This is a genomic window from Pseudocalidococcus azoricus BACA0444, from assembly GCF_031729055.1.
Classification (GTDB): Bacteria; Cyanobacteriota; Cyanobacteriia; order Thermosynechococcales; family Thermosynechococcaceae; genus Pseudocalidococcus; species Pseudocalidococcus azoricus.
The window spans coordinates 37,555-61,320 of the sequence record NZ_JAVMIP010000006.1 but is presented as its reverse complement, the minus strand read 5'-3'; the positions used below and the strand labels follow the sequence as shown (position 1 = coordinate 61,320).

Genomic DNA, 23,766 nt, shown 5'->3' with positions numbered 1-23,766 from the left:
TGCCAACAATATTAAGAAACTAATTGCCCAGGCCGGGCCTGTTGATAGGGGCGATTTAACTTGTTCAGCTGCTGCACCATTAAGCTCAGGAACAGGCCAACATCGGTGACGACTCCGACTGACTCCACTGAACCCCGATCCGCTAATTTAGTCACCACCGCCGGATTAATGTCCACACAAACGAGTTTTACGCCCGCCGGAGTCATATTCCCCACACCAATGGAGTGCAACATCGAGGAGAGCATCAAAATCATGTCCGCGCCTTGAATTAAGCGGCTATACTCCCGCTGGCATTTAATCAGATCCATTTCCGTATCTGGGAGCGGCCCATCGTCGCGGATTGAACCGGCCAAGGCAAAGGGAACATTGTTTTTGACGCATTCGTACATAATCCCTTGGGAAACCCAGCCTTTTTCCACCGCCGCCGCAATACTCCCAGCCCGCCGCACCAGATTGATCACCTTGAGATGATGCCGATGTCCCCCCCGCACCGAGACACCCCGCTTCATATCCACACCCAGGGACGTACCCATCATCGCCTGTTCCATATCATGAACCGCAATGGCATTTCCCCCCAACAGGGCCTGGACATAGCCTTCCCGGATGAGTTTGGCCAGATGTTCGCCGCCGCCCGTATGAATCACCACCGGCCCCGCGACAACGACGACCTTACCACCCTGATCCCGAATCCGCCGCAGTTCCCAGGCAATTTGCTCCACAACCAATTCCACCCGCCGTTCACTGGAGACTCCGGCCCCCATAAAGCTAAATTCTTGGCTGCTGCCCCGTTGTTCCCGACTTTCGGTTTTACGGACGGTGCGAATTCCTTCCACGCCAACAACGACCCGATCCCCTTTGAGTAGATCCCGCAGGAGCCGACATTCCGCAACAGGGCCTTCTGGGGTTTGCTTGACGACAATTGCGCCATCCATCCGCTGCCCCTGGACTCGTACCCATGCACAATTCACCCGCACTTCCGTGGGATAAATGGTTGTGACGTAAAAGTCATCCGGCGCAACCCCATCTTGGATCACCGTTTCCAGGCTGTTATCACAGAGTTCTTGGGGGGGAGCAATGGCCCCGAGGTCAATCAGTTGGGCCATCAATTCTTCCATGACATCCCGCGAGGGGGCCGTGACCCGCACTTCCGCTTGACTGGTGCTTTGCCGTTGTTCACCGAGATGAAAATTCACCACTTGGAAGCTGCCGCCGCCTTCAACAATCACATCTAGGGCCCGATTGATGAGACCAGAATCCAGTAAATGTCCCTCCAGACGAATTAAGCGGGTTTCCAAGCTGGCCTGGGCATGAATATCCACTTGCACGGGTTCGGTGACACGCAGGGTTAAGCATTTCGAGGCTCCCCCGGCTTTGAGAAATTCCGTTAAGGGCGTTTCGATGACTTCAAACCCGGCCTGGTTCAATGCTTTTTGCAGATCATCACTGGCCTGGTTGAGAATCACGGTTTGGTGGATATTGACCGCATTACAGGCAAAGTTGACGGCATCGGGTTCTGCCACCGCAATCCGTTTTTCCGCCGGAACTCGGAGTTCAATTAAACGGTTAGAGTAGGCATCAAAGGCCGGGGGATAGTAGAGGAGATAGCCACCACTGAGGGGACAGAAACAGGTATCCAGATGATAAAACCGCTCATCCATCAAGCGCAGGGATAAGACTTCAATATCCAGCCATTTAGCCAAATAGGCATGGGAATCTAACTCCGACCGAAAGCCATACCCGGCCCAAAGCCAGCGACCTTCCCGATCCAGCAAAGCATCGCCAGCCCCTTCAAAGGGTAAATCCTGGGGCAAAGTATAGACGGTGTAGCCTTGGGACTCAAACCAGGCCTGGAAATAGGGTTCTTCCCCTTGGCGTTCTTTGTGGAAAAAGCGACTCAGGACTACGGTATCGCCCAAGACCAGGCCAGCATTTGCCGTAAAGACCATATCCGGCCAGCCTTTTTCCGGTTTAACTAGGGCAACTTCAGCCCGTTTGGAAATAATAGTATAGAGTCCTTGCCATTGCTCTTGGGCCATCTGTTGGGATGACTTGTGAATATTCCCTTCCATCCAAGGATTAATCACATAGTCCACGTCATAGTGCTCTGGGGCACACATGAGAAAGCGCAAGACAGAACTCATAGCGGGGGAAAAACCTTTGCTGAATTGAATTGGAAAATGGGGAGTCGCGAAAATTTAGCCATTTTGGCCATCAAGGAGTCATTATACCTGAGTTCAGGCAGACTGCATGGCTAATAACGTTGTGGCAGTTTCCGCAACCGTACTGGAGCTATCTTGGCTGAGTTGATGCAAGAGACTGTCGGCCTGGGCCCCGCCAATTTGCCCCAGCGCAATGGCCAAGCGATGCCGGACTTGCCAATCGGGATAGTCAATGTAGCTGGCTAAGACTGGTAAAATCGCCCGATCCCCTAGTTCTCCCAAAGAGCCAATGGCCGCCAATTTGAGGAGTTCTTGATCCGTGTCTAAGGCGGCCAAAAGCAGGGGGGTTGCGGCGGGATTACCCAGTTCTCCCAGGGCTGCCACAATGCTAAATTGCAAGAGCCACTCGGATGTGTTGCTATAAACACTGGCTAAGTCAGCAAAAGCTTCGCTGAGTTTTAAGGCTCCAATGGCATCGGCGGCGGCGGCTTTCACATCCACTTCCCCATCGTTATGGAGGCGATCACAAAGCAGGGCCTGGGCCTTGTCTAGGTTACAGTTCCCCAAACTCGACAGTTGACTGACTGCGGCGTAACGAACGCGCGGATTGGGGTCATGAATGACGGGTTGAATGAGTTCAAAGGCGACATCGGGGGGAAGTTGCCGGAGTTGATTGATTCCTGAGAGCCGATCTCCCAAGTCTTGAGAAGCCAAAGCTGCCTGCACTGCTGCTGCTGTCGTCATGCCTCAATCCATTCATTGCTTAAGACTTACTGAGGCAGATCCTACAGTGATTCTTGGAGCAGGTTTATTAACTTATTTGGACTTTCAGCCGGATCTGCCTCTCAATCAGCATCCCTAAATTTTCAGAAATTGCTTGCGGGTCAAGGGATACAGGGTGTTTAGGACTGGGTATTTTAAGGGCTTTCACCCAGGCCGGGGGTCTTTTGTTAATATTAAAGAGGCTTAACAAAACTTAAGTATTCACAGAATTTGTATCCCCTCGCAACGGCGCAGTTAGGAGCAAGCTTGAACCATGAACCGTAACTTTTCCCGTCTTTTTACCCCTCTCCTTGGGTTGGCGTTGGTGATCATCACCTGTGTTGGGGCCTGGTTGGGGCCAGTCACCGTCGCCTCGGCAGAAACCTACACCATCCGGATGGGCTCTGATAGTGGCAATTTGGCCTTTGAACCCGCCACGTTAACCGTCAAACCAGGAGATATTGTGCAATGGCAAAACAATAAACTTCCCCCCCACAATGTGATCTTTGATGGCAGCAACGTTCCCGCCGATACCATTGATCTCGTGGGTGAACTCTCCCATAGCAAGCTGATGGTTAAACCTAATGAAACCTATGAGCTAGAAATTACCGATGCGTTGGCTCCCGGAGAATATGCCTATTTCTGCGCTCCACACCGGGGGGCTGGCATGGTTGGGAAGTTGATTATTACGGGTTAAATTTTAGAACCAGTTAGAGATTGCCGATGATTGCCACAGCCTTACGGTCAGTTCCAGAAAACCTTAGCCCAGCCCAGGCCTATGATTTGGTGATTGTCGGCGGCGGGATTGTTGGTCTGACCGTGGCTAGTTTTTTCCGAAATCAGGCCTTAACTGTGGCAGTTGTTGAAAGTCAAACCCAATCCCAGGCCGCGGCCAAACAACAGGCCTATGCACTTCATTTATGTTCTCAAAAAATTTTGACTGGCCTGGGAATTTGGTCAGATTTACAACTCCAACTCCAGCCCTTTACGGAAGTTAAACTCTCTGATGGGGATTATCCCTATGTGGTTCACTACCAGGCCAGGGATATTGGCATGGAGACGGTTGGTTATGTGGCCCAACATGGCCCATTTCTGTCTGTGTTGCAAAGGGCGATTAATCAAGCTCCTAACATTCACTATCTCTGCCCCTATGTAGTCCAAGGGATCACCCCCCAGTCCCATGCCACTCGATTGAGTTTAAGCAATTCTACAGGGGAATCCTTAACCCTAGAAGCCCGCCTAGTCATTGCCGCCGATGGGAGTCAGTCTTCCCTCCGGCAACAGGTCGGGATTACGCAACAAGGCTGGCCCTATCCCCAAAACTGTGTGGTCGCTACCCTGGAATTTAGTCAAACCCAGACCCCCATTGCCTATGAACGCTTTTGGCCCACCGGCCCCCTGGGTGTCTTGCCCCTCTCCCCAAGGCGGTATCGAATTGTTTGGACATTGCCCGCCCCCCAGGCCGATATTGTGGTCAACATGACCGATGGAGAATTTTGCCAAGCCCTCCAGCCCCATCTGGATCCGGCCATGGGAGAGTTCCAGACCCTTGGGCCACGGTTTCAATTTCCCACCAGACTTCGCCAGAGCCAGGCCTATGTCCAATCTCGGTTTGCCCTAGTGGGGGATGCGGCCCATACCTGTCATCCGGTGGGGGGGCAAGGCTTAAATTTAGGGATTCGGGATGCAGCGGCCCTCGCCCAAGTGATTCTCCAGGCCTGGGAACAGGAGGAAGATATCGGTGCAATCTCGGTCTTAAAACGCTATCAACGCTGGCGGCTGTGGCAAAACTGGCTCACCCTAGGATTTACAGATATCCTCAATCGGCTCTTTTCCAACCAGGCCTGGGGCATTGTCCAACTACGGCGGTTGATTTTACACGGCCTGGGACGAGTAGCCCTATTTCGTTATCTCAGCTTGCGGTTTATGGCCGGCCTGTGGGGGCAATAAATTCTGGTTATGGGACTCTTGCAGGGTGGCCTGGGGTGGTGGTTCGTGAAGCTTCCTTAAGGCTTGAGCATAGTCTGGAACATCCCCCCTCACGGGCCAGGTCATATTCAGTGTGAATGACAACACCCACTGGATTGCTCACCATTAATCACCATATACGTAGAGAACCTAGAGAACAGGTCAAACATGATCCTCAAAAAACGCTGGCTGGCTTTGATCATCCCCATCCTCTGGCTTGGCTTCACGCTGGAGAGTTCAGGAGGAGTCAGTCCGGCCAATTCCCAGCTACCATCAGAGCCACAATCAACCACAGAACCCGTCCAGGCCTGGCAGTTTCGGGCATTTGGGACAGAACCCTTTTGGGGCGTGAATGTGACTCCGACTGGGATTGTTTACAGTACGCCAGCAGGAACTCAAGCTCAGTTTCCCGCGGTTCAGCCCCTCGATGCAGTCGGTCGCCCAGAAGACCTTGTTTTATTTTTCAACTTGGGCAACAGTAATTCTCTGACGCTCATCCAAAACAACTGTAGTGATGGTATGAGTGATCAAGCCCACGCTTACCAGGCCATTTTTGTCTTTGAGAACCAAGTTTATCAAGGATGTGCGAATCCCCGTTAACGGCCGGGGCGGATATGATTTAGGGCTAGTTTGAGGGGAGTAATTGGCCTGGAATGGGGGCGAAGGAATCGGCTGGGTTTCTGATAAGGTAAGCAATAGTCATCTTTTTTTAAGCTGGTGTTTTTTAGGATGCGCCCATGTCGGAAATGTTAATGTTCAATGCGCTGCGGGCTGCCATTGATGAAGAAATGGATCATGATCCCACCGTGTTTGTCATGGGGGAAGATGTTGGGCATTACGGCGGCTCCTATAAAGTGACCAAAGATCTCTATCAAAAGTACGGCGATTTACGCTTGCTAGATACACCCATTGCTGAAAATGCCTTTACGGGGATGGCAGTGGGGGCCGCAATGACGGGCTTAAAACCGATTGTGGAAGGGATGAATATGGGCTTTTTGCTCTTGGCCTTCAATCAAATTGCCAATAATGCCGGGATGCTGCGTTATACCTCCGGGGGAAATTTCAAAATTCCGCTGGTGATTCGCGGGCCCGGGGGTGTGGGGCGGCAGCTGGGGGCGGAACATTCCCAACGCTTAGAAGCCTATTTCCAGGCCGTGCCAGGGTTAAAAATTGTTGCTTGCTCCACAGCCTATAACGCCAAAGGGTTGTTGAAGTCGGCGATTCGGGATCCTAATCCGGTGTTGTTTTTTGAACACGTCCTCCTCTATAACCTCAAAGATGACATCCCCGAAGAAGAGTATTGGCTGCCTCTGGATAAAGCGGAAGTGGTGCGGCGGGGTGCAGACGTGACAATTTTGACCTACTCCCGGATGCGCCACCATGTTCTCCAAGCGGTCAAGACCCTGGAAAGCCAAGGTTATGATCCAGAAGTGATTGATTTAATTTCCCTCAAACCTTTGGACTACGACACCATTGGGGCTTCAGTCCAGAAAACCCATCGGGTGGTGATTGTGGAAGAATGTATGAAAACAGGCGGGATTGGGGCAGAACTGAGTGCTTCCATCCATGAGCGGTACTTTGATGAGCTAGATGCCCCTGTGTTGCGGTTATCCTCCCAAGATATTCCTACCCCCTACAACGGTCGCTTAGAAAACCTCACCATTGTCCAACCGGCCCAGATTGTGGACGCGGTGCAAAAAATAACGGCTAATCAGATTTAAGGAAAGCGGGACAAGGGATTCGGAAATTATGGGTAAGCACCGCGGATTTCTATTGGTAATAGTTGGGTTACTCATTGCTGCACTCTGGGTCATTGTCCAAACACCGCCACGCCTAGGCCTGGATTTACGGGGTGGGGCCCAATTGACCTTGCAAGTGAAAACAACCGAAAAGGTGAGGCAAATTACCCCGACAATTTTAGAGGCCACCCTCAAAGTAGTTGAGAATCGGATCAATGGCCTGGGGGTTTCCGAGTCCCAAGTTCAAACTGCGGGAGACGATAAGCTATTAGTTCAACTGCCGGGGGTCACGGATCCAGAAGCAGCCGAGCGGGTCTTAAAAGGCACGGCCCAACTGGATTTTCGCTGGCAAAAACCTGGGACAGAAGCCCAACTCCCGATTGAAAAGCAGTTAGAAGGGCAACTGTTATTTGAGCAGATTAAACTCTTAGCCGCCCAGGCCCAGCTTGAAGGTGAAAATAAACCCACAGAGTTAGCTGAAAATCAGGCTGCTCTGGATAAAAATAAAGAGTCCCTGGCCAAAAGTGCCGCTGCGATCCAAAACCTGTTTGAAAAAACCGACCTAACTGGCGCGATGGTGCGGGAGGCCTTAGCTAGTCCCGTGGGGCCGGGTTCCCAAAGTTGGAGTGTGGTGATTCGGTTTGATACGCAGGGGGCGACTCTTTTTGCGGATTTAACCAAGCGGGTGGCTGGGACTGGCCGGAGCATTGGGATCTTCCTAGATGACAAGCTGATTAGTTCCCCCACTGTCTCGGTTGAATATGCCCAAACGGGGATTCAAGGCGGCAGTGCCGAAATTTCGGGGGGATTTACCGCCCAAACAGCTAATGATCTGGCCGTCCAACTCCAGGCCGGGGCTTTGCCTGTCCCCTTAGAACTGGTCGAAAACCGCACCGTGGGGGCCACTCTGGGCCAAGACAGTATTCGCAGTAGTGTCATTGCCGGAATCGGGGGCCTGGCTTTGGTTTTAGTCTTCATGGTGGCCTATTACCGTTTGCCTGGTGCGATTGCCAACATTGCTTTAATGCTCTATGCCATCTATACCTATGCCGTGTTTTTGCTGTTGGGCGTAACCTTGACGCTGCCGGGAATTGCTGGATTTATTCTCAGTATTGGCATGGCGGTGGATGCAAACGTCTTGATTTTTGAACGGACGCGGGAAGAATTATGGGCGGGGCGAACCCTTTATCGCTCTGTAGAATCGGGGTTTGAGCGGGCCTTTGCCAGTATTTTGGATAGTAACGTGACGACATTGATTGCCTGTGGTGCTCTGTTTTGGCTGGGGTCGGGCCTGGTGCGGGGGTTTGCCTTGACCTTGGCGATTGGGGTCGCTGTGAGTATGTTTACCGCTTTGACCTGTAGCCGTACCCTATTGTTTATTTCCCTGACGTTTCCGAGTTTGCGTAAACCGAATTGGTTTTGTCCCCGTCTGGAGTCGGCCCGATGAGTTGGAGTGTCACCAAAAATCGTTATCTCTGGTGGGGCGTGTCGGTCGTGACGATTGTGGCTGGCCTGGTGGCGATGGTCATTTCCTGGACGAACCCGCAAATTCAAGCCCCCCTGAAACTTGGCCTGGATTTTGTTGGCGGGACGCGTTTACAGGTGGTTTTGGATTGCGCTCAAGCCGGGGCCTGTGATCAACCGGTTGACTTAGCCGATGTCCGGGCCATTCTTAGCGAGCAAGGGTTAGGCAACAGCAGTTTACAAGTTGTGGATCAAACGGGTATTTCCATTCGCACCCAGCCCTTAGATGTGGATCAGCGCACCAAGTTAGTCTCCCAATTGGCCCAAGGCTTAGGAAAATTTGACCCGAAACAAACCCAAATCGAAACAGTGGGGCCAACCCTAGGCCGACAACTCCTCAATTCCGGCTTACTCGCCTTACTGGTCTCCTTTGTCGGGATTACGGTTTACTTAACCTTACGGTTTCAGTTTGACTATGCCTTCTTTGCCCTCGTTGCCCTTGTCCATGATGTTCTAGTCACCATTGGTATTTTTGCTATTTTGGGCATTACCTTGGGCGTGGAAGTCGATAGTTTATTTGTCGTGGCTTTACTGACGATCATTGGCTTCTCCGTGAATGATACAGTCGTGATTTATGACCGGATTCGGGAAAATCTAAAAATCCATCCCGAAAACTCCATTGATGATGTTGTGGATGACTCAGTGAACCAAACCCTGACTCGTTCCATCAACACGACCTTGACTACAACCTTGCCTCTAATTGCCATTGTTTTTTTTGGTGGTGAAACCCTCCGCTTTTTTGCCTTGGCCTTGATCATTGGCTTTGTCAGTGGGGCCTACTCGAGTATTTTCTGTGCGAGTACCCTCCTGGGCTGGTGGCGGCAACGGGAAGCTTAGCAGATCGACCATAAAATCTTGAAAAGTGTAGCAATCGTCATAGAAACTCACTTAAATATTGATTTACTAGCTGGGGTTGTTCCTGTTGAACCCAATGGCCACAGTGGGGAATGTAGTGAATTCTCAGATCACGAGCATATGCTTCAGTCCCGATAGTTAAGTTTTGGCTGAGGGTTTTATCTCCTTCACCCCAGAGCATGAGGGTCGGCATATTCAAAATTGACCAATCTCGTTCCCCCAGACCCGGCCCCAGATTTCGGTAATAGTTCAGCATTGCCCTTAAGCACCCCCGCCGGCCGGCTGCATTTTTATAGACCTCTAAATCCGTGGGGCTAAAGGCAGCCTGATTGACCGCATTACTTTGGAGGATGGTGACAATGGCCTGGTAGTCGTTCCATTCCAAGAGAGCTTCTGGAAGCCAGGGGAGTTGAAACAGGCCAATATACCAACTGCTGAGGAGTTGCTGTGGGTTCAACAATCCCTCGCGAAACTTAGCTGGATGGGGGGCATTGAGGACACATAATTTTTGAACTCGCTCTGGATAGGTATCAGCCACCCCCCAGGCCAAGAAGCCCCCCCAATCATGCCCGACTAAAATACAACGCTCATAACCCAGGCCCGAAATCACCCCCTCAATATCGAGGATTAACTCCTCCAAGGTGTAACTGCCCACATCCGGTGGTTTATCGCTCGCGTTATAGCCCCGTAAATCCAACGCCACAACCTTGAAATTTGCTGCTAAGACCGGAATTTGATGCCGCCAAGAATACCAGAACTCCGGGAACCCATGCAAAAGCAACACCAGCGGCCCCTCCCCTTGGGTGACATAGTGGAGCTTAATGCCGTTACTGATGAGGAATTTATGTGTCCAGGGGCCATCGAGAACTGCCATAATACCGTCTCAAACCTGAGTTCAACCCAATCATCAGGGATTTTTTCCATTGTGACCCAGGCCTGGGGGATTGTCCTTAGAGAAAACGGCATATTATCTACAACAAGATGATAAAATCCCTATTCTGGCATGGCTTGACGCTGGAGACTGCGAGATTGCCTAAATTCTTCTAGGGTCGGGCCATCTTCCCACTCAAGAGACGCGAGATACCTAGATAGCTCTGACTGTTCAGACTGAGTAAGCCAAGGATTAAGGCTAAAGGGGATAGAGAACTGGCCCTTATCCCTAGCTCGCTGTTCTGCTAATCTCCTAAGAGAGTCAATTCTGTTCTTAGCTTCTTTAGAGGTTAATTCAGTCATGTCTAAATTCTCCCTCACTCGCTTAACTCTGCCATCAGGGTAAACCCAGACTAACCGGCCATTAAAATCTCCAATCCAGACAGCCCACATCCCCAGACTAGGAAAATAATACTCATCATAAATAACTCCAGCCACTCAGTAAGCCTGAATTACCTTCCACTGGATCTCGGTAGGATTCAAAACAAATTCTCCCTTGATCAGTTTAGAACTTTCATAGCAGATCTTCTATCCTTTCCTTTACGAGATAATCACTGAGTCCCCAAAAATCTCCCCCAAAATGCTCTCTACTGGGGTAAGGCTGCCTGCACCTGATCGCGCTCCAGTTTCATTTGTTTGACCAAATCCCCCGGAAGTTGTTCGCTCATGGTTAGGGCCTGATTAAACAATGAGAGAGAAGCCTGCTTGTTGCCCGCCTGACTGAGAATCTGGGCCTTAAGATAAATTAACTCTGGGTTATTGGGGGCAGCAGCAATGGCTTTTTCAATGGCTTCGAGGGCTAATTGGGACTGATTCAAATCGCGATAGGCCAAGGCTACTCCTCGATAGCTGAGATAGGGGGGCGCGGCCTGAGTTTGGAGACGGGTAATGGCATCTTCAATTTTGAAAATCCCCAAGTTATTGGCCACGCCCCATTCAATAAAGCCTTGAATCAGATTTAGCTCCGGATCATTGGGATTGATGGCCTTGGCCTGGTTGAGATAGCCAAATACATCTTGGGCCCGCATTAATGCCAACGCTGCTCCGGCCACTGGCCCCGATCCGCCCTCGGACATATCATGAGCGGCTAAGAGAAAATTTCCCACGGCCTGGTAGAGATTGCCTCGAAGCGGGTCTTGCCCTGAGAGTTTTTGAGCCGCTTGAATGGTTTGATTGGCATAGCGATTCAGGTCTGCCCAGTTGCCATCAAGAAACGCCATCCCCCCCGCCATTGTTAACGTTAAGGGTTCTTGGGCACTAGCTCTCAACGCAGCGGGAAGGAGTTGCCGACCCTTGGTGTAGTTTCCATCGCGAAAGACTGCCACAAACACCGCTGACGTAGCATCAGAAATGGGACGGCTATTTTCCCCAGTCCGAAAGGGATCCGCAGCCCAGGCCCCGCTGGTATGGGTGAGTACAATGGCCGCACAAGTCAATAAGGCACGTTGGGCAGTCTGGCGGAATTTGGGATTGATCGAGGACAATTGGCTAGGCATGGGTCTTAACTCCGAGGGCAAACGTCTTGCTTAAATTAAAACAACTCTCGTACCATCCTCCAGCAACCCCCCAGGCCATTTTGCGGGATATTTCCTTGGAGTTGGCACCTCAGCAGCTAGGACTGATCATTGGCCCCAGTGGTTCCGGGAAGACAACCCTGTTGGAAATTTTGGCGGGCCTGGCCTCTCCCACCGCAGGGAAAATTTTTTGGCATACCCAAGAGTTAACCCCACAGCATTTACAACAACTGGCGGGCCTGGTGTTTCAATTTCCAGATCGCTATTTTTGTGGCGGGACAATCTTAGAGGAACTTCGCCTTGGACATCCAGAAATTCCCCTCGATCGCGTCGAACAGGCCCTCGACTCAGTTGGACTATCAGACTTACCTTTCCATACCCGCCCCCAGTCCCTCAGTGGTGGTCAACAACGGCGTTTGGCTTTGGCTGTTCAACTCATTCGTCAACCCTACTTGCTACTTTTGGATGAACCCACGGCTGGCCTGGATTGGTCAATGCGCCAACAACTTATTTCTTTGCTTGGGAAACTAAAGCAGGACTGGAGTTTGTTGATTGTTACCCATGAAGCCCCAGAACTGCAGACCATTGCTGACTCCACTTGGCATCTGGATCATGGCACTCTGACTGATACTGTTCCTCTGATGACGGCTTGAGGTGAAACCTTGCTCAGAACGGCTCCATTTCTAGTGACAAGGACTCAGGTATCAGGCTTAGATTAAGGCTCAGACTAAAGATTCAACGTATAAAAATTATTGATCCCAATCTATGGCAAACTTTTGTAAATCCCCTCTGACCTGAGTTGAACTTTAAGGATTGTTAAACTTCTATGCCCCAACCTAAACGTGCCCTGATTACCGGGATTACTGGCCAAGATGGTTCTTACTTAACAGAGTTGCTGTTAGAGAAGGGCTATGAAGTTCACGGAATTATTCGCCGGACTTCCACCTTTAATACCGACCGGATTGATCACGTCTATCAAGACCCCCATCAAGAGCATCCTCAACTCACCTTGCATTATGGGGACTTGGCGGATGGGACGACCCTGCGGAAAATTATTGAACAAGTCCAGCCCGATGAAATTTATAACCTTGGGGCCCAATCCCATGTGCGGGTGAGTTTTGATGCCCCAGAATATACGGTGGATACGGTAGGTGTGGGGACGTTACGACTCCTAGAAGCACTCCGGGACTATCAGCAACGCACGAATGCAGCAGTCCGCTACTACCAGGCCGGGTCTTCGGAAATGTATGGCTTAGTCCAAGCAGTCCCCCAAAGCGAAACGACCCCCTTCTATCCCCGCAGCCCCTACGCCTGTGCCAAAGTTTATGCCCACTGGCAGACGGTGAATTACCGCGAGTCCTATAACCTGTTTGCCTGTAACGGGATTTTGTTTAACCATGAATCTCCACGGCGGGGCGAAACCTTTGTCACCCGGAAAATTACCCGGGCGGTGGCGCGGATTGTGGCGGGGCAACAGAAAAAACTGTACCTCGGGAATCTTGATGCCAAACGGGACTGGGGCTATGCCAAAGACTATGTCCGGGCGATGTGGCTGATGCTCCAGCAGGATCAACCCGATGACTATGTGATCGCCACTGGGGAAACCTACTCAGTCAAAGAATTCTTAGATTTAGCCTTCAACCATGTCAATCTGAAATGGGAAGATTATGTCGAGTTTGACCCCCGTTATCTGCGTCCGGCGGAAGTGGAATTATTGATTGGGGATCCGGCCAAAGCGCAGGCAAAACTTGGTTGGCAACCCTCGGTGACATTTCCAGAATTGGTGGCGCTGATGGTGAATGCGGATCTTCAGGCCGTGGGTGTCATCAGCAATAATGGTCAGGCAATTACCAGTGAGTCGGTGTTGGATGTGGTCGCAAGTCGGCAGTTAATCAGTAAGGCGGACTAATTCATGCTGGATTTAACGGATCAAAAAATTCTGGTTACGGGCGGCGCCGGCTTCTTAGGCCAGCTCGTCGTCAAGCAACTGCTCCAGGCCGGGGCGAGCAAAGACAATATCCTGATTCCCCGCTCGAAACAGTATGATTTGCGGTCTCTTGAAGCCTGCCAGGCCGTAGTCAAGGATCAAGATATTGTCATCCACTTGGCCGCCCATGTCGGCGGAATTGGCTTGAATCGGGAAAAACCCGGTGAACTCTTTTACGACAACCTGATCATGGGGACACAACTGATCCATACGGCATACCAGGCCAGGGTGCAGAAGTTTGTCTGTGTCGGGACGATTTGCGCCTATCCGAAATTTACCCCCGTCCCGTTTAAGGAAGAAAATATCTGGGATGGCTACCCGGAGGAAACCAATGCCCCCTATGGTGTGGCCAAAAAAGCCCTCCTCGTCCAACTCCAAGCCTACCGCCAGCAATACGGGTTTAACGGGATTTACTTGTTACCTGTGAACCTATACGGGCCGGGTGACAATTTTGATCCGCGCAGTTCCCATGTGATTCCAGCCCTGATTCGCAAAGTCTATGAAGCCCAAATTCGCGGTGATGCGGAAATTCCTGTTTGGGGGGATGGCAGTCCGACAAGGGAATTTATCTATGGGGATGATGCGGCCCGGGGGATTGTCATGGGAACGGTCGCCTATGATGACTCTGAGCCAGTGAATTTGGGGACTAACTTTGAAATTTCGATCAAGGATTTAGTCGAGTTGATTGTCGAGTTGATGGAGTTCAAAGGCAAAATTGTCTGGCAACCGGATCAACCCAATGGGCAACCACGGCGATGCTTGGATACGGAACGGGCTAAAGCTGCTTTTGGGTTTACAGCGCAGATGGATTTACGTCAGGGCTTGAAAAACACGATTGATTGGTATCGGCAACATGCTGCTTAACGGGTGGAGATTTCTTCAGCTTTAATTTATCTCTCAATTAACCAATTCCTCAGGGCCGGGGGGTATGATCAGCGGTAAAGTTTGATTCCCTTGGCCCTTAGTGATTGGGGACAGTGATGGTCACAATTGTCCTTGCTAGTAATGTCTTAATTGCCCTTCTGTGTCTGCTGACGGCATGGCAACTGCTCCAGGCCCGCGTCATGATCCGTGGGATTGCCGATACCCTATTACAAGTCGAACGGGATACCCATGCTATTTTGGGCGAGGCTCCGAATGTGATTATCATTGGTCAGGTTAGTGTTGCGTCCCTGCGGCAAAATCTCAATCAAGACAAAGGTAAACCCTCCCCCTGGCAACGCTTAAGGCTAACCTTGACTCTGCTCAACCAGGCCCAGCGGATTTGGCAATCTCGGTTTCGTCCTATCCCTATTGTCACTGGCCAAGGCCGCCGCACCCCACGAGGAAGATAATTATGGCTAATCAACGTTCTGGATTTTTCTTAGGTGGCGTTCTGGTCGGGACAGCGATTGGGGCAGTGGTCGGTGTGTTGTTGGCTCCCCGCTCTGGGCGCGAAACCCGCTCTATGCTCAAGAAATCTGCGGATGCCCTGCCAGAATTAGTCGAAGATTTAGCCGATAGCTTGCAAATTCATACGGATCGCCTTTCGGAAGCCGCGCGGGTCAGTTGGGATGACACTCTTGAACGACTGCGGGAAGCGATTCAAGATGGCCTGGAAGTGTCCCAACAACAACGGCAAGCCCTCCAAACCGCCCTCGACCAACCCGATGTGGATGAAACGCTGGATGACGAAGAAGTGGTTAAACTTTAGGGGTCTGGGGCAATTGCTGTGACCGAACCGATTTTCTGGTTAGCCCTTTCCTTCCTGCTCGTAGCGGTCTGCTTAACGGCGGTCTTGTTGGCGGCATTGCCCGTATTTGCTGAATTGGGCCGGGCTGCCCGCAGTGCCGAAAAAATGTTTGATACCCTCGGGCGAGAGTTACCCCCAACCCTAGAGGCGATTCGGTTGACAGGCCTGGAAATTAGTGATTTGACCGATGACATTAGCGAAGGGGTGCAAAGTGCGGGCCGAGTTGTCAAGCAAGTGGATCAAAGTTTAGACTCTGCCAAGCAACAAGTCCGCCAGGCCAGTGTGACGACCCGTAGCGTGATGGCCGGAGTCAAAGCCGCGTGGCAAACCTGGAATCGGCCCACCCCCCACCGTTCCCTCAATCAACGCCGCCAGGAATCCTTAGCCCCAACTTCCCTCTCACCTGATGCTGGGATCACAGAGCCATCGGCCCAAACCCTTAACCCCGTCCAGCCTGCCCAAAGCACTGACACAGTTGAATAATCCCCATCGGTAAGGTGATCTGGGGATCGTTGCCCTGCTTGAGTTGTAGCTCCATGGTCAATAGGAGTGGGAGGGCCTGTTCCAAGCTTTGACGGCTGAGGGGCTGGACTTCTTTTTGGAGAAAATAGACGCGTTTCGGGTTGCCAATTTCCGCCGCTTTGGCAATGACTTGCGGATCCCGTTCCTTGGCATCGCTGAGGAGTTTAACCCATAACCAAGTGCGAAATTGACGGGTGAGGCTGGCTAAAAGGCGCAGGGGTGGTTCATTTTGGCGCAGGAGGTCGCCCAAGAGATCCAGGGATTTTCCGACTTGCCCTTTGAGGATCGTGCTGGCCAATTCCAAGCTGTTTTGGGTGGTGGTGGTGACTAAATCTTGGACGTGCTGGGCGGTAATGGCCGTTTGCGGGGGGAGATAGAGCCGGAGTTTTTCCAGTTCATTGACAAGTTGGCGCGTATCATTACCCACCGCTTCTATCAATAATTCCACTGCGTCTAAGGTGAGTTCCAGGCCCAGGCCCTTGGCAGTGGTTTTAATATGCTGTTCTAGATCCTCCGTTTTCCAGGCCGGGATCAAGCTAAATTCGAGAAACTTGGCCTGTTGTTGGAGAAATTTTACGGCTTTGCTGCGGCCATCGGGCTTGGCACTACTGGTTAACAAAAGATGGGAGGTGTCCGGGATCAGGGGCAGGGTGCGTTCTAATTCAGCTAATAATTCGGCACTACAGCGTTGCCCCACCGTGGTTTCCTGAACCCAAACCAGTCGTTGTCCGCTGCCAAAGGGGGGCGTGAGGGCCTGGGTGATGGCTTGGATCAGGGTGTCGGATTGCTCTCCGGGCAGTTTTTCAAAATTAAAGCTCTCCCAAGCCGGATCCACAAGTTTTTCCCGTAAGGTTTGACAGGCCTGGTTCAGGCGGTAGCTATCTTCGCCCCAATAGAAATAAACGGGCATTTTAGGCCGAGGGGTATGCTAGATGGGGAACTGAGAGGCTGGGGCTATGGTGGATATTATTTGTGGTGGGCATCGGTTTTCCTCAATTCGGGGCATTATTTTTGATCAGGATGGAACCCTGGCTCATTCGGAAGCTTATCTCAAAACCATCACCTTCAAGCGAGCCCGCCTCATTGATGCCCAAATTCCCGGAGTTCAAGACCCCCTATTATCCGCCTTTGGCTTGGAGAATGGCCGCCTTAACCCCAGTGGATTACAGGCCGTGGGCACCCGTCAAGAAAACCTAATCGCCGCCGCCGCCTATATTGCCGAAACAGGTCGCCCCTGGTTAGAGTCTTTGCGGATTGCCCAGGCCGCGTTTGCCGAGGTTGATTCCTTTATGCAAGTCAAAGCCGACCATACCCCGGTGTTTCCAGGCATTTTAGAACTCGTGCAAGGCCTCCATCAAACCGGATTAAAGCTAGGTGTTTTGTCCGCAGATGTCACCGTTAATGTGCAAGCATTTCTGGAAAAATATGACCTAGCCGATTATTTCTTAGTCCAAAAAGGCACAGATCATGGCCCCAGTAAACCCGATCCCACCCCCTTTCTCCAGGCCTGTGAATTGTTAGGAGAAAGCCCAGAAACTGTCCTGATGGTGGGGGATGCCGATGTGGATGGGCAAATGGCCAGAGGGGCCGGCGCGGCGGGAATGATTGGCGTGGCCTGGGGCTGGTCAATTCCTCCCCAACTCAGAGAGGTGGATGTAGTGATTAGGGAGATGACGGCAATTCAAGTGATGGAATAACTATTTTGAAAATTTACATCAACCGATAGCATTACTGATTGAGGGTGAGACGGGGACAAGTTAGAAAGTGCTGCGAGCAGTTTTTTGACATTTCAACTCCCTTAGAACAGTCTGCCCCATGCTTGATGAGGATTAAATTCTGGTTTGAAAAGACGGTCAGAAAATGTTCAGAGCTTTTTGATGGGTTTTAGTGGCCTGGCAGATGCCTTGGATGCGTTGGGGAGAGAGGGCTTGACCGTAGCTATAAAGGTCTAACCAGGCCTGGGTCATTTCACTAGCAGTGTTCGGTAAATCGGGCAAAATCCAATGGGGTAAGGTTAGTTCTTGGGCCAGAACCTGTACCTTGGGATCATAACTGAGGGCAAAGCATTTAGAACCTGCCGCCGCCGCCATAATCAAGGCATGAAGACGCATGGCAATGGTCATTTGGACTGTCTCAAACAAGCCTTTGAGTTGCTGAGGATTTTCTAGATAGACTGTTTGACTCACTTTGGGCAGGTGGGCCTGGAGGAGAGTTGCCAGGGGAACATCCTTAGATTTTTGGAAGGGGACAAGGAGAATAAACGTATCTGTTGCTTTTTGAAAATCTATTAAAGCCTCCGTCAGCCTCGATAATCCAGCGGACGTTAGAGAACTATGGGGACGTAAGCAAATGGCAACCCGTCGCTCGGGTAACTCTTCAGAGTATGCAATGGTGGTTAATGCCCAAACGGGATCGGGGGCCTGGGCGGAGGGAACCTGACGTTTTTGCAACCAAGCCGCCGACTGGGAATCTCGGACTGTCACCACTGAGCAGCGGGACAATAGCCAAGCCGTCCACCATTGAGAAAAGGGTCGGGTCAATGGTCCAATTCCCTGGGCCCAGGCCACGGTTTTTAAGCCCCAGAGTTGGGCCCAGAGCATTAAACCCCCGTAATAGAGCGGACTGATGGCACTGGTTGCATCTTGCATTAAACTACCACCACCCCAAATAAAGCCCTGACATTGACGAATAGTTTGGAGTAATTTGCCCAGTTGTCGCCGATCCACCGCCTTAACTCTGTGCAAGGCCTGGGTTTCGGATACATTCGCCGATAACACAATTGGGGTGACATCCGCAGGCAACAGTTGTAATAAGACGGCTAAGAGGGCTTCATCTCCGCCATTGCCAAACCCGTAGTAGCCGCAGAGTAAAACCGGTCTGTGAGCTTTTACGTTTCCCAAGTATCCAGTTCCAATTCCTAATATCTGAGGTTGTCCCTGACCATCCTATTCTTTCACAAGGCCTGGCTTAATCAGAGGCTAGGGCCTGGGTCATCCCCCAATCTGTTTTTGAGGTAAGGGCTTGGCGAGGAATTCCAGAGGAGTGAGTCCGCAACAGCATAAGTATGTAGAGTTATCGCCTGAATCTTGGCTTGAGAATTACAAAAAAGCTAGGGGGCATCTGAAACTTGGCCGATTACACCAGCTTTAGAAAATCCCCCCAACTCAGGCTGAGGATGTTAACGAAGGGTCAAGCCAACAATTAATTACGCACCGGGACACTAATTAAGGCTGTGCCAATGCTAATATCGCCCTCAGAACCGGCCTGGACAACACTGACTTGGTAGGGCAAGCTTTCACCCCCAGATGTCCGCATCGCCACATTGTTAAACCGCACATCAAATGAGGTGCCGGCCTGTAGTGGCGTATCAAAACTAATGTTCAGGCGATCCCCTTGTTTTTTGACTTGGGCCGGGATATTCCCCCCAGATTTATTTTGCAGCGTAATCCCCGAAAAGCTCTCCATCTGCTGGGGCAGGCCAATGCTCACACTGCTTAAGCTCATACCATTACCAGAAATACCAATCACATGGGTACTACCAGAAATTGTTGCACCGGTGATTTTGGGGAATTGAGCCGCAGGGAGGGAAGAAGAGTAAACGGAACCAGGTGGGGAGAGGGTGGGAACTATCCGGCGGGGAGAGGGGCCAGGGCCGGGTAAGGGGGAGGCAATAGCAATCGAGCTAAGGGAAAGAAACGTCACGGTCAAGGCACTCATGCGACCGAAAGTAGAGAAATTCATAGGTTTATTCTCCTGTGATGATCTGAACGTAATGCTTGAGAAGGGAGTCCTGTAATCAACAGTCAATATCCACACAGTGGGGTCTCTGCCTGAGAAAGTCCTGAGAAGATTTGGAGGATTAGCTGGGAATTTCCCGAAAAAATTGATGCTTTATAAAGTTTTAACAATTGCCAGTGACTCAGGCATCTCTCAGCCAGGCCTGTTAATCTGGAGTTAATCTGGAGGCTCTTGACCATGACCCGCAGGATTTTACTGATTGAAGACGAACCCAAAATTGCTCGGTTTATTCAGTTGGAACTTGAAAGTGAGGGGTATGAAATTACAGTCAGTCATGATGGCCAGGCCGGATTAATTTTAGCCCGTGAGCATCCGTTAGATTTAATGATTGTCGATTGGATGTTACCAGGCCTAACGGGGGTAGAAATTTGTCGGCGGCTGCGGGCAACAGGGAATGTCATGCCAGTCATTATGTTAACGGGACGAGACGATATTCCGGATCGGATTGCCGGCCTGGATGCGGGTGCCGATGATTATGTGATTAAACCCTTCAGCATTGAAGAACTCTTAGCCAGGATTCGAGCCCGCTTACGGCAAAAACATCCCCAAGAATCGGATTGGTTGGAGTTTGAAGATTTACGGGTGAATCAACGCACCAGAGAAGTATATCGGCAACAACGGCCCATAGATTTAACCGTCAAAGAGTTTGATTTACTGACTTATTTATTATCTCGGCCGCGACAAGTCTTTACCCGTGAACAAATTCTCAATCAAGTCTGGGGTTATGATTTTATTGGCGACTCAAACATTATTGAAGTATATATTCGCTACTTACGATTAAAGCTAGAATCAACCAATCAACCGCGACTCATTCAAACAATTCGGGGTGTGGGCTATAGCTTACGATAATTTTAGTCATAAATCATCAGTTTGGTGGTAGAGATGGCTGATCAGCATTGGCAGAAAAGTCACAAAATTCTCTCAATTCTGGCTTCCCTCAGTTGCCGTACCAAAGACTTAAGAAATTACTTAGAAGCCGTTGCTTACGGAGTCAGTGAGCTTTTGATGATGGATTGGACAGTGGTGACTCTTTGTAAGGAGAATGAGGAACAATTAATTGCCAGTAACCTTCCCCTTGATCCTGAAGATCGGGTTTGTGATCTCCACGGCACTGTCACCCATACAGTGGTCTTAACGCGCCAACCCCTCTGTGTCAATGATGTCCGAGAACAACCAGAATTTGGCGAACTCCCCGAAGGCTATTTATCCTATTTAGGTGTGCCTCTTTGTACCCTGGAAGGGGAAGTGATGGGGACAATTTGCTCATTTAATATGCAGCCGCGCCCATTTCATCCCACCGAGGTAGAAACAGTCAAGCTCTTTGCAGAACGGGCTGCCACGGCAATTGATAACTACTTGCTTTACCAGGCCCAGCAGGACTTTAATCAGCGTTTGACCGAGGAAGTGGAAAAACGAACAGCAGATCTCCAACAGGCCCAACATCAACTGGTAGAGCAGGCCCGTTTAGCGGCGATTGGCGAGTTTGCCACGATGATTGTTCATGAATTACGGAACCCCCTGACTACGATCAAAATGGGGCTGAATTACTTTTTTAAGCTTGCCCTACCAGCCGCAGCCCAAGAACGCCTCACCTTAGCCCTCGAGGAAGCCCACCGCTTAGAAATGCTCCTGAGTGAAATTCTGCTGTATGCCAAACCCCAAACCTTAAACAAGTCTCGCTTTGATTTGAATTTTCTGGGCCTGGAAATACAACATATTTTAGAGGATTTACCAGAAGCCCAAGGACGCGCGATCATGTGGCAAACTGGCCCCCAGCCCGTCTGGATTAAAGGAGATCGCGATAAGCTCAAGCAAGTTTTTTTTAATGTGATTCAAAATGCCTGTGAAGCAGCCCCAGCCCATACACCAATTACTTGCACGATTCAAGTTAACAACCCCGCGCATCGTTTCAATCAGCAAAATCTTCAACAAGTCACCGTCACCATTCAAAACTGGGGCGAACCGATTCCCGCAACTGAAATTCCCAAACTAACCCAACCTTTTTATTCTCGGAAACCAGGGGGAACCGGCCTGGGGTTGGCGATTGTAGAACGCATCTTAGCCGCCCATCAGGGACGTTTAGAAATTTATTCCAATCAGGATGAAGGCACTAGGGTTCTGATTCAACTTAAGGTTGAAATGGATGAATCAGGTTGACTAACCACGGGTAAATTCAGCCACAGCCCCAATTAACTGATCGCATTCCCTCAATAAACTCATGTAATGAACACAGGCCCGGACGGAATTCGGAAAAAGTAAAAGACGGACTAAAATGCCTTGATTTTCTAGCCATTCGACTAAGGCCCCATGTTTACCCGATTCCAGTTGAAATGTCACCAGGCCCGCTGGGGGTGGGGTTGAAGTGAGGCAGCGTACCCCCGGAATGGTGGCCAGGCCTTGCCAGAGATAGCGACTTAAATCACAAATCTGTTGATAGCGGATGGAGGTGGGGCTAACGTGATGATGAAAATGCAGGGCCGCGGTTAAACCTGAAACCAAAGGAAAAGCAGTGGTGGCAATTTCAAACTTGGCGGCCGTGGCCTGGAAGGCTTCGGGAAACCCTTGGGGGCCGTTTTTAATACTCCGCCAGCCGACATAGGTGGGTTGCAGGTGTCCAAGCTGCTCAGGATGAATATATAAGCCTCCCAATCCATCCGGCCCACAGAGCCATTTGTGCCCCGTAAACGCATAAAAATCCACCCCTAAGCTCGGTAAATCCAAGGACATCATCCCCACGGACTGCGCGGCATCAGCTAGAACTAGCACCCCCTGTTGATGACAAACGGCAACGATTTCCTGAAGGGGTAAAGTCGTACCTGTGTTCCACAGTAAATGACTGAGGGCAACTAGGCGCGTTCGGGGAGTCAAGGCCTGGCGAAAGCAGGTGACTAGGTGTTCTGAATCGGCCTGGGCCTGTTGAAGGAGGGGTAGAACTGTGAGATCAATCCCAAAGCGGGCCTGGAGTTGTTGACCAATGGCTAAAATCCCTGGATGTTCGCAATCTGTCAAGAGCAAATGATCCCCAGCGCGCCAATCCAGGCCCCAGAGGACAATATTGCAGCCCGTTGTCACAGAATCGGTTAAGGCGAGGCTCTCGGGAGTAATGTTTAATTCTTGGCTCAAGGCCTGGCGGAGGGCGGCAATTTGACTGGAAATATAGGCATAGTTTTTGGTGCAAAATGGCCCGGCCTGTTGGATATGGAGATAACTGTTTTGAATCGCCTCCCAGGCCGAGTTTGGGAGTGGCCCCTGACCACCAAAGTTCAGATAGGTTTTCGATTGCAATGCCAAAAACTGCTGTCGAATTTCCGTAATCTTTGATGCGGTTAAGACCAAGAGTTAAGCCCTCAAGTTAGTCTTCAATTAGTTTAGATGGAATGACTAACCTGGCCTGAATGTCTTCAATCTCAAGATCAAGAAGGTTTGCTAAAATCCCGCCAACACTAACATTCTCTGCCAACATTTCCAGAATATCGCTAACCCTACTTCCCATGCCACAAATCCAAGGACGACCCTCACATTGACTAGAGGTTTGGGTGATGCGGGTTAACAAGTTAGGGAGTGAGTTCATGATTCAGAGCAAAATCCTTAGCCAAAAAGATTTTTTGTACGGGGCATCAGAGGCTATTGCAGAACCTCCACATAGAAATCTTAACCTGACCAAGAACCAAGAAAAGCTCTAAAATCAAGGACAAGAGGTTCGATTATGCAAACGACTGTCCAAGAAATTTATATTCAAGTGGTTCGTAATTTGTCCCTCGCAGAACAGTTACGATTAGCCACGCTGATTTTGAATGATCTTGTTAAACAGCAATCAACCGCAATAGATGAAAGTGATACCTGGACAGAAGAAGATGAAAGGGATCTGGTCAGTTTTTCGCTCCAGTCCGCAGCCAGCAATTTCTCTGAGATAGACGAGGCTGAACAATGAATCTATGTGCCGGGGATATCGTGACTGTTGATTTCCCTGGAGTTACAGGTATTAAACGCTGTCCCGCTGTCGTCTTATCAGCAGAAATTTATCATTCAATTCGGCCAGATGTGATTGTTGGCCTAATTACAACTCAGGCAAAGATTGTCGGAGCTACAGATTATCGCCTTCAAGCTTGGGCAATGGCCGGATTACGAACTACTTCAATATTTCGTTGCTTTATTGTCACCTTGCCATTGTCTGCTAATTTGGTTGTGATTTGTCACTTGTCAGAACGGGATTGGCAAGGAGTTAAGGCCTGTGTCAAAACATCTCTGACACGTTTAGAGCCATAGGCAGATCGGC

At 50.5% G+C, this 23,766-nt stretch carries 26 protein-coding genes; 17 read left to right on the top strand and 9 right to left on the bottom strand.

From position 1 onward, the window contains the following. Positions 1-11: 11 nt before the first annotated feature. Complete coding sequence (gene argZ, locus RIF25_RS08055; RefSeq protein ID WP_322878038.1) at positions 12-2,141, bottom strand: bifunctional arginine dihydrolase/ornithine cyclodeaminase; 2,130 nt, start codon at positions 2,139-2,141, stop codon at positions 12-14. A 93-nt stretch (positions 2,142-2,234) separates the two neighbouring features. Beyond that, positions 2,235-2,903, bottom strand: a complete 669-nt coding sequence (gene nblB, locus RIF25_RS08050) for a phycobilisome degradation protein NblB (protein WP_322878037.1) — start codon at positions 2,901-2,903, stop codon at positions 2,235-2,237. 292 nt (positions 2,904-3,195) lie between these two features. Between nblB and petE the strand changes: the two genes are divergently transcribed. The 6 genes from petE (at position 3,196) to secF (ending at position 8,989) form a co-directional block, all read left to right on the top strand. Further along, positions 3,196-3,618, top strand: coding sequence for a plastocyanin (petE, locus tag RIF25_RS08045; RefSeq protein ID WP_322878036.1), 423 nt, complete (start codon positions 3,196-3,198; stop codon positions 3,616-3,618). A 26-nt stretch (positions 3,619-3,644) separates the two neighbouring features. Continuing rightward, the gene (locus RIF25_RS08040; protein WP_322878035.1) at positions 3,645-4,871 is read left to right on the top strand and encodes an FAD-dependent hydroxylase; all 1,227 of its coding nucleotides are present in this window, start codon (positions 3,645-3,647) and stop codon (positions 4,869-4,871) included. A 186-nt stretch (positions 4,872-5,057) separates the two neighbouring features. Continuing rightward, a complete protein-coding gene (locus RIF25_RS08035; protein ID WP_322878034.1) occupies positions 5,058-5,489 on the top strand; it encodes a COG3650 family protein in 432 nt (143 codons plus the stop codon). Positions 5,490-5,626: 137 nt separating this feature from the next. After that, a complete protein-coding gene (locus RIF25_RS08030; RefSeq protein WP_322878033.1) occupies positions 5,627-6,610 on the top strand; it encodes an alpha-ketoacid dehydrogenase subunit beta in 984 nt (327 codons plus the stop codon). Positions 6,611-6,638: 28 nt separating this feature from the next. Continuing rightward, entirely contained in the window at positions 6,639-8,075 is a 1,437-nt protein-coding gene (gene secD, locus RIF25_RS08025) for a protein translocase subunit SecD (protein ID WP_322878032.1), read from the top strand. Beyond that, the gene (gene secF / locus RIF25_RS08020) at positions 8,072-8,989 is read left to right on the top strand and encodes a protein translocase subunit SecF (protein ID WP_322878031.1); all 918 of its coding nucleotides are present in this window, start codon (positions 8,072-8,074) and stop codon (positions 8,987-8,989) included. Before secD ends, secF begins: the two co-directional genes overlap by 4 nt. A gap of 37 nt (positions 8,990-9,026) precedes the next feature. Here secF and RIF25_RS08015 read toward each other — a convergent pair whose 3' ends face one another. Both RIF25_RS08015 and RIF25_RS08010 read right to left on the bottom strand, forming a co-directional pair. Further along, positions 9,027-9,881: an alpha/beta fold hydrolase gene (locus RIF25_RS08015; RefSeq protein ID WP_322878030.1), complete on the bottom strand. Its 855-nt coding sequence runs from the start codon at positions 9,879-9,881 to the stop codon at positions 9,027-9,029. A gap of 643 nt (positions 9,882-10,524) precedes the next feature. After that, the gene (locus RIF25_RS08010; RefSeq protein ID WP_322878029.1) at positions 10,525-11,433 is read right to left on the bottom strand and encodes a Sll0314/Alr1548 family TPR repeat-containing protein; all 909 of its coding nucleotides are present in this window, start codon (positions 11,431-11,433) and stop codon (positions 10,525-10,527) included. Positions 11,434-11,459: 26 nt separating this feature from the next. On the opposite strand from RIF25_RS08010, the gene RIF25_RS08005 reads away from it, so the two are divergent. The 6 genes from RIF25_RS08005 (at position 11,460) to RIF25_RS07980 (ending at position 15,653) form a co-directional block, all read left to right on the top strand. Next, a complete protein-coding gene (locus RIF25_RS08005) occupies positions 11,460-12,104 on the top strand; it encodes an ABC transporter ATP-binding protein (protein ID WP_322878028.1) in 645 nt (214 codons plus the stop codon). A 173-nt stretch (positions 12,105-12,277) separates the two neighbouring features. Beyond that, positions 12,278-13,360: a GDP-mannose 4,6-dehydratase gene (gene gmd / locus RIF25_RS08000; protein ID WP_322878027.1), complete on the top strand. Its 1,083-nt coding sequence runs from the start codon at positions 12,278-12,280 to the stop codon at positions 13,358-13,360. A 3-nt stretch (positions 13,361-13,363) separates the two neighbouring features. Next, entirely contained in the window at positions 13,364-14,302 is a 939-nt protein-coding gene (locus tag RIF25_RS07995) for a GDP-L-fucose synthase family protein (RefSeq protein ID WP_322878026.1), read from the top strand. A 116-nt stretch (positions 14,303-14,418) separates the two neighbouring features. Beyond that, complete coding sequence (locus RIF25_RS07990; RefSeq protein ID WP_322878025.1) at positions 14,419-14,772, top strand: hypothetical protein; 354 nt, start codon at positions 14,419-14,421, stop codon at positions 14,770-14,772. Between the two features lie 2 nt (positions 14,773-14,774). Then, positions 14,775-15,131 carry a YtxH domain-containing protein gene (locus tag RIF25_RS07985; RefSeq protein ID WP_322878024.1) on the top strand — a complete coding sequence of 119 codons (357 nt, stop codon included), beginning with the start codon at positions 14,775-14,777 and terminating at the stop codon, positions 15,129-15,131. A gap of 18 nt (positions 15,132-15,149) precedes the next feature. Next, positions 15,150-15,653 carry a hypothetical protein gene (locus RIF25_RS07980; protein WP_322878023.1) on the top strand — a complete coding sequence of 168 codons (504 nt, stop codon included), beginning with the start codon at positions 15,150-15,152 and terminating at the stop codon, positions 15,651-15,653. On the opposite strand, the gene holA is transcribed toward RIF25_RS07980, so the two are convergent. Further along, positions 15,610-16,602 (bottom strand): DNA polymerase III subunit delta, encoded by a 993-nt coding sequence (gene holA, locus RIF25_RS07975; RefSeq protein ID WP_322878022.1) that lies wholly within the window; start codon positions 16,600-16,602, stop codon positions 15,610-15,612. The genes RIF25_RS07980 and holA overlap by 44 nt on opposite strands. A gap of 46 nt (positions 16,603-16,648) precedes the next feature. Here holA and RIF25_RS07970 point away from each other — a divergent pair, with 46 nt between their 5' ends. Next, positions 16,649-17,389: an HAD family hydrolase gene (locus RIF25_RS07970; protein ID WP_322878021.1), complete on the top strand. Its 741-nt coding sequence runs from the start codon at positions 16,649-16,651 to the stop codon at positions 17,387-17,389. A gap of 156 nt (positions 17,390-17,545) precedes the next feature. Here RIF25_RS07970 and csaB read toward each other — a convergent pair whose 3' ends face one another. After that, the gene (gene csaB / locus RIF25_RS07965) at positions 17,546-18,592 is read right to left on the bottom strand and encodes a polysaccharide pyruvyl transferase CsaB (RefSeq protein WP_322878020.1); all 1,047 of its coding nucleotides are present in this window, start codon (positions 18,590-18,592) and stop codon (positions 17,546-17,548) included. Between the two features lie 301 nt (positions 18,593-18,893). Next, complete coding sequence (locus RIF25_RS07960; RefSeq protein WP_322878019.1) at positions 18,894-19,433, bottom strand: hypothetical protein; 540 nt, start codon at positions 19,431-19,433, stop codon at positions 18,894-18,896. A gap of 234 nt (positions 19,434-19,667) precedes the next feature. Between RIF25_RS07960 and RIF25_RS07955 the strand changes: the two genes are divergently transcribed. Together RIF25_RS07955 and RIF25_RS07950 are read left to right on the top strand one after the other, a co-directional pair. Continuing rightward, on the top strand, positions 19,668-20,339 hold the full coding sequence (locus tag RIF25_RS07955; RefSeq protein WP_015122907.1) for a response regulator transcription factor: 672 nt from the start codon (positions 19,668-19,670) through the stop codon (positions 20,337-20,339). Between the two features lie 33 nt (positions 20,340-20,372). Next, positions 20,373-21,647 (top strand): ATP-binding protein, encoded by a 1,275-nt coding sequence (locus RIF25_RS07950; protein ID WP_322878018.1) that lies wholly within the window; start codon positions 20,373-20,375, stop codon positions 21,645-21,647. On the opposite strand, the gene RIF25_RS07945 is transcribed toward RIF25_RS07950, so the two are convergent. Continuing rightward, on the bottom strand, positions 21,648-22,826 hold the full coding sequence (locus RIF25_RS07945) for an aminotransferase class V-fold PLP-dependent enzyme (RefSeq protein WP_322878017.1): 1,179 nt from the start codon (positions 22,824-22,826) through the stop codon (positions 21,648-21,650). Positions 22,827-22,842: 16 nt separating this feature from the next. Further along, positions 22,843-23,061 (bottom strand): DUF433 domain-containing protein, encoded by a 219-nt coding sequence (locus RIF25_RS07940; protein WP_322878016.1) that lies wholly within the window; start codon positions 23,059-23,061, stop codon positions 22,843-22,845. Between the two features lie 135 nt (positions 23,062-23,196). Between RIF25_RS07940 and RIF25_RS07935 the strand changes: the two genes are divergently transcribed. Together RIF25_RS07935 and RIF25_RS07930 are read left to right on the top strand one after the other, a co-directional pair. Beyond that, the gene (locus tag RIF25_RS07935) at positions 23,197-23,421 is read left to right on the top strand and encodes a hypothetical protein (RefSeq protein ID WP_322878015.1); all 225 of its coding nucleotides are present in this window, start codon (positions 23,197-23,199) and stop codon (positions 23,419-23,421) included. After that, positions 23,418-23,756, top strand: a complete 339-nt coding sequence (locus RIF25_RS07930) for a type II toxin-antitoxin system PemK/MazF family toxin (RefSeq protein WP_407682365.1) — start codon at positions 23,418-23,420, stop codon at positions 23,754-23,756. Before RIF25_RS07935 ends, RIF25_RS07930 begins: the two co-directional genes overlap by 4 nt. The last annotated feature ends 10 nt before the right edge of the window (positions 23,757-23,766 follow it).

Bases quoted from the DNA above. Each gene is read 5' to 3' on its own strand.
- argZ (WP_322878038.1), bottom strand. From the start codon at position 2,141: ATGAGTTCTGTCTTGCGCTTTCTCATGTGTGCCCCAGAGCACTATGAC.
- nblB (WP_322878037.1), bottom strand. From the start codon at position 2,903: ATGACGACAGCAGCAGCAGTGCAGGCAGCTTTGGCTTCTCAAGACTTG.
- petE (WP_322878036.1), top strand. From the start codon at position 3,196: ATGAACCGTAACTTTTCCCGTCTTTTTACCCCTCTCCTTGGGTTGGCG.
- RIF25_RS08040 (WP_322878035.1), top strand. From the start codon at position 3,645: ATGATTGCCACAGCCTTACGGTCAGTTCCAGAAAACCTTAGCCCAGCC.
- RIF25_RS08035 (WP_322878034.1), top strand. From the start codon at position 5,058: ATGATCCTCAAAAAACGCTGGCTGGCTTTGATCATCCCCATCCTCTGG.
- RIF25_RS08030 (WP_322878033.1), top strand. From the start codon at position 5,627: ATGTCGGAAATGTTAATGTTCAATGCGCTGCGGGCTGCCATTGATGAA.
- secD (WP_322878032.1), top strand. From the start codon at position 6,639: ATGGGTAAGCACCGCGGATTTCTATTGGTAATAGTTGGGTTACTCATT.
- secF (WP_322878031.1), top strand. From the start codon at position 8,072: ATGAGTTGGAGTGTCACCAAAAATCGTTATCTCTGGTGGGGCGTGTCG.
- RIF25_RS08015 (WP_322878030.1), bottom strand. From the start codon at position 9,881: ATGGCAGTTCTCGATGGCCCCTGGACACATAAATTCCTCATCAGTAAC.
- RIF25_RS08010 (WP_322878029.1), bottom strand. From the start codon at position 11,433: ATGCCTAGCCAATTGTCCTCGATCAATCCCAAATTCCGCCAGACTGCC.
- gmd (WP_322878027.1), top strand. From the start codon at position 12,278: ATGCCCCAACCTAAACGTGCCCTGATTACCGGGATTACTGGCCAAGAT.
- RIF25_RS07995 (WP_322878026.1), top strand. From the start codon at position 13,364: ATGCTGGATTTAACGGATCAAAAAATTCTGGTTACGGGCGGCGCCGGC.
- RIF25_RS07990 (WP_322878025.1), top strand. From the start codon at position 14,419: ATGGTCACAATTGTCCTTGCTAGTAATGTCTTAATTGCCCTTCTGTGT.
- RIF25_RS07985 (WP_322878024.1), top strand. From the start codon at position 14,775: ATGGCTAATCAACGTTCTGGATTTTTCTTAGGTGGCGTTCTGGTCGGG.
- holA (WP_322878022.1), bottom strand. From the start codon at position 16,602: ATGCCCGTTTATTTCTATTGGGGCGAAGATAGCTACCGCCTGAACCAG.
- RIF25_RS07970 (WP_322878021.1), top strand. From the start codon at position 16,649: ATGGTGGATATTATTTGTGGTGGGCATCGGTTTTCCTCAATTCGGGGC.
- RIF25_RS07960 (WP_322878019.1), bottom strand. From the start codon at position 19,433: ATGAATTTCTCTACTTTCGGTCGCATGAGTGCCTTGACCGTGACGTTT.
- RIF25_RS07955 (WP_015122907.1), top strand. From the start codon at position 19,668: ATGACCCGCAGGATTTTACTGATTGAAGACGAACCCAAAATTGCTCGG.
- RIF25_RS07950 (WP_322878018.1), top strand. From the start codon at position 20,373: ATGGCTGATCAGCATTGGCAGAAAAGTCACAAAATTCTCTCAATTCTG.
- RIF25_RS07940 (WP_322878016.1), bottom strand. From the start codon at position 23,061: ATGAACTCACTCCCTAACTTGTTAACCCGCATCACCCAAACCTCTAGT.
- RIF25_RS07935 (WP_322878015.1), top strand. From the start codon at position 23,197: ATGCAAACGACTGTCCAAGAAATTTATATTCAAGTGGTTCGTAATTTG.
- RIF25_RS07930 (WP_407682365.1), top strand. From the start codon at position 23,418: ATGAATCTATGTGCCGGGGATATCGTGACTGTTGATTTCCCTGGAGTT.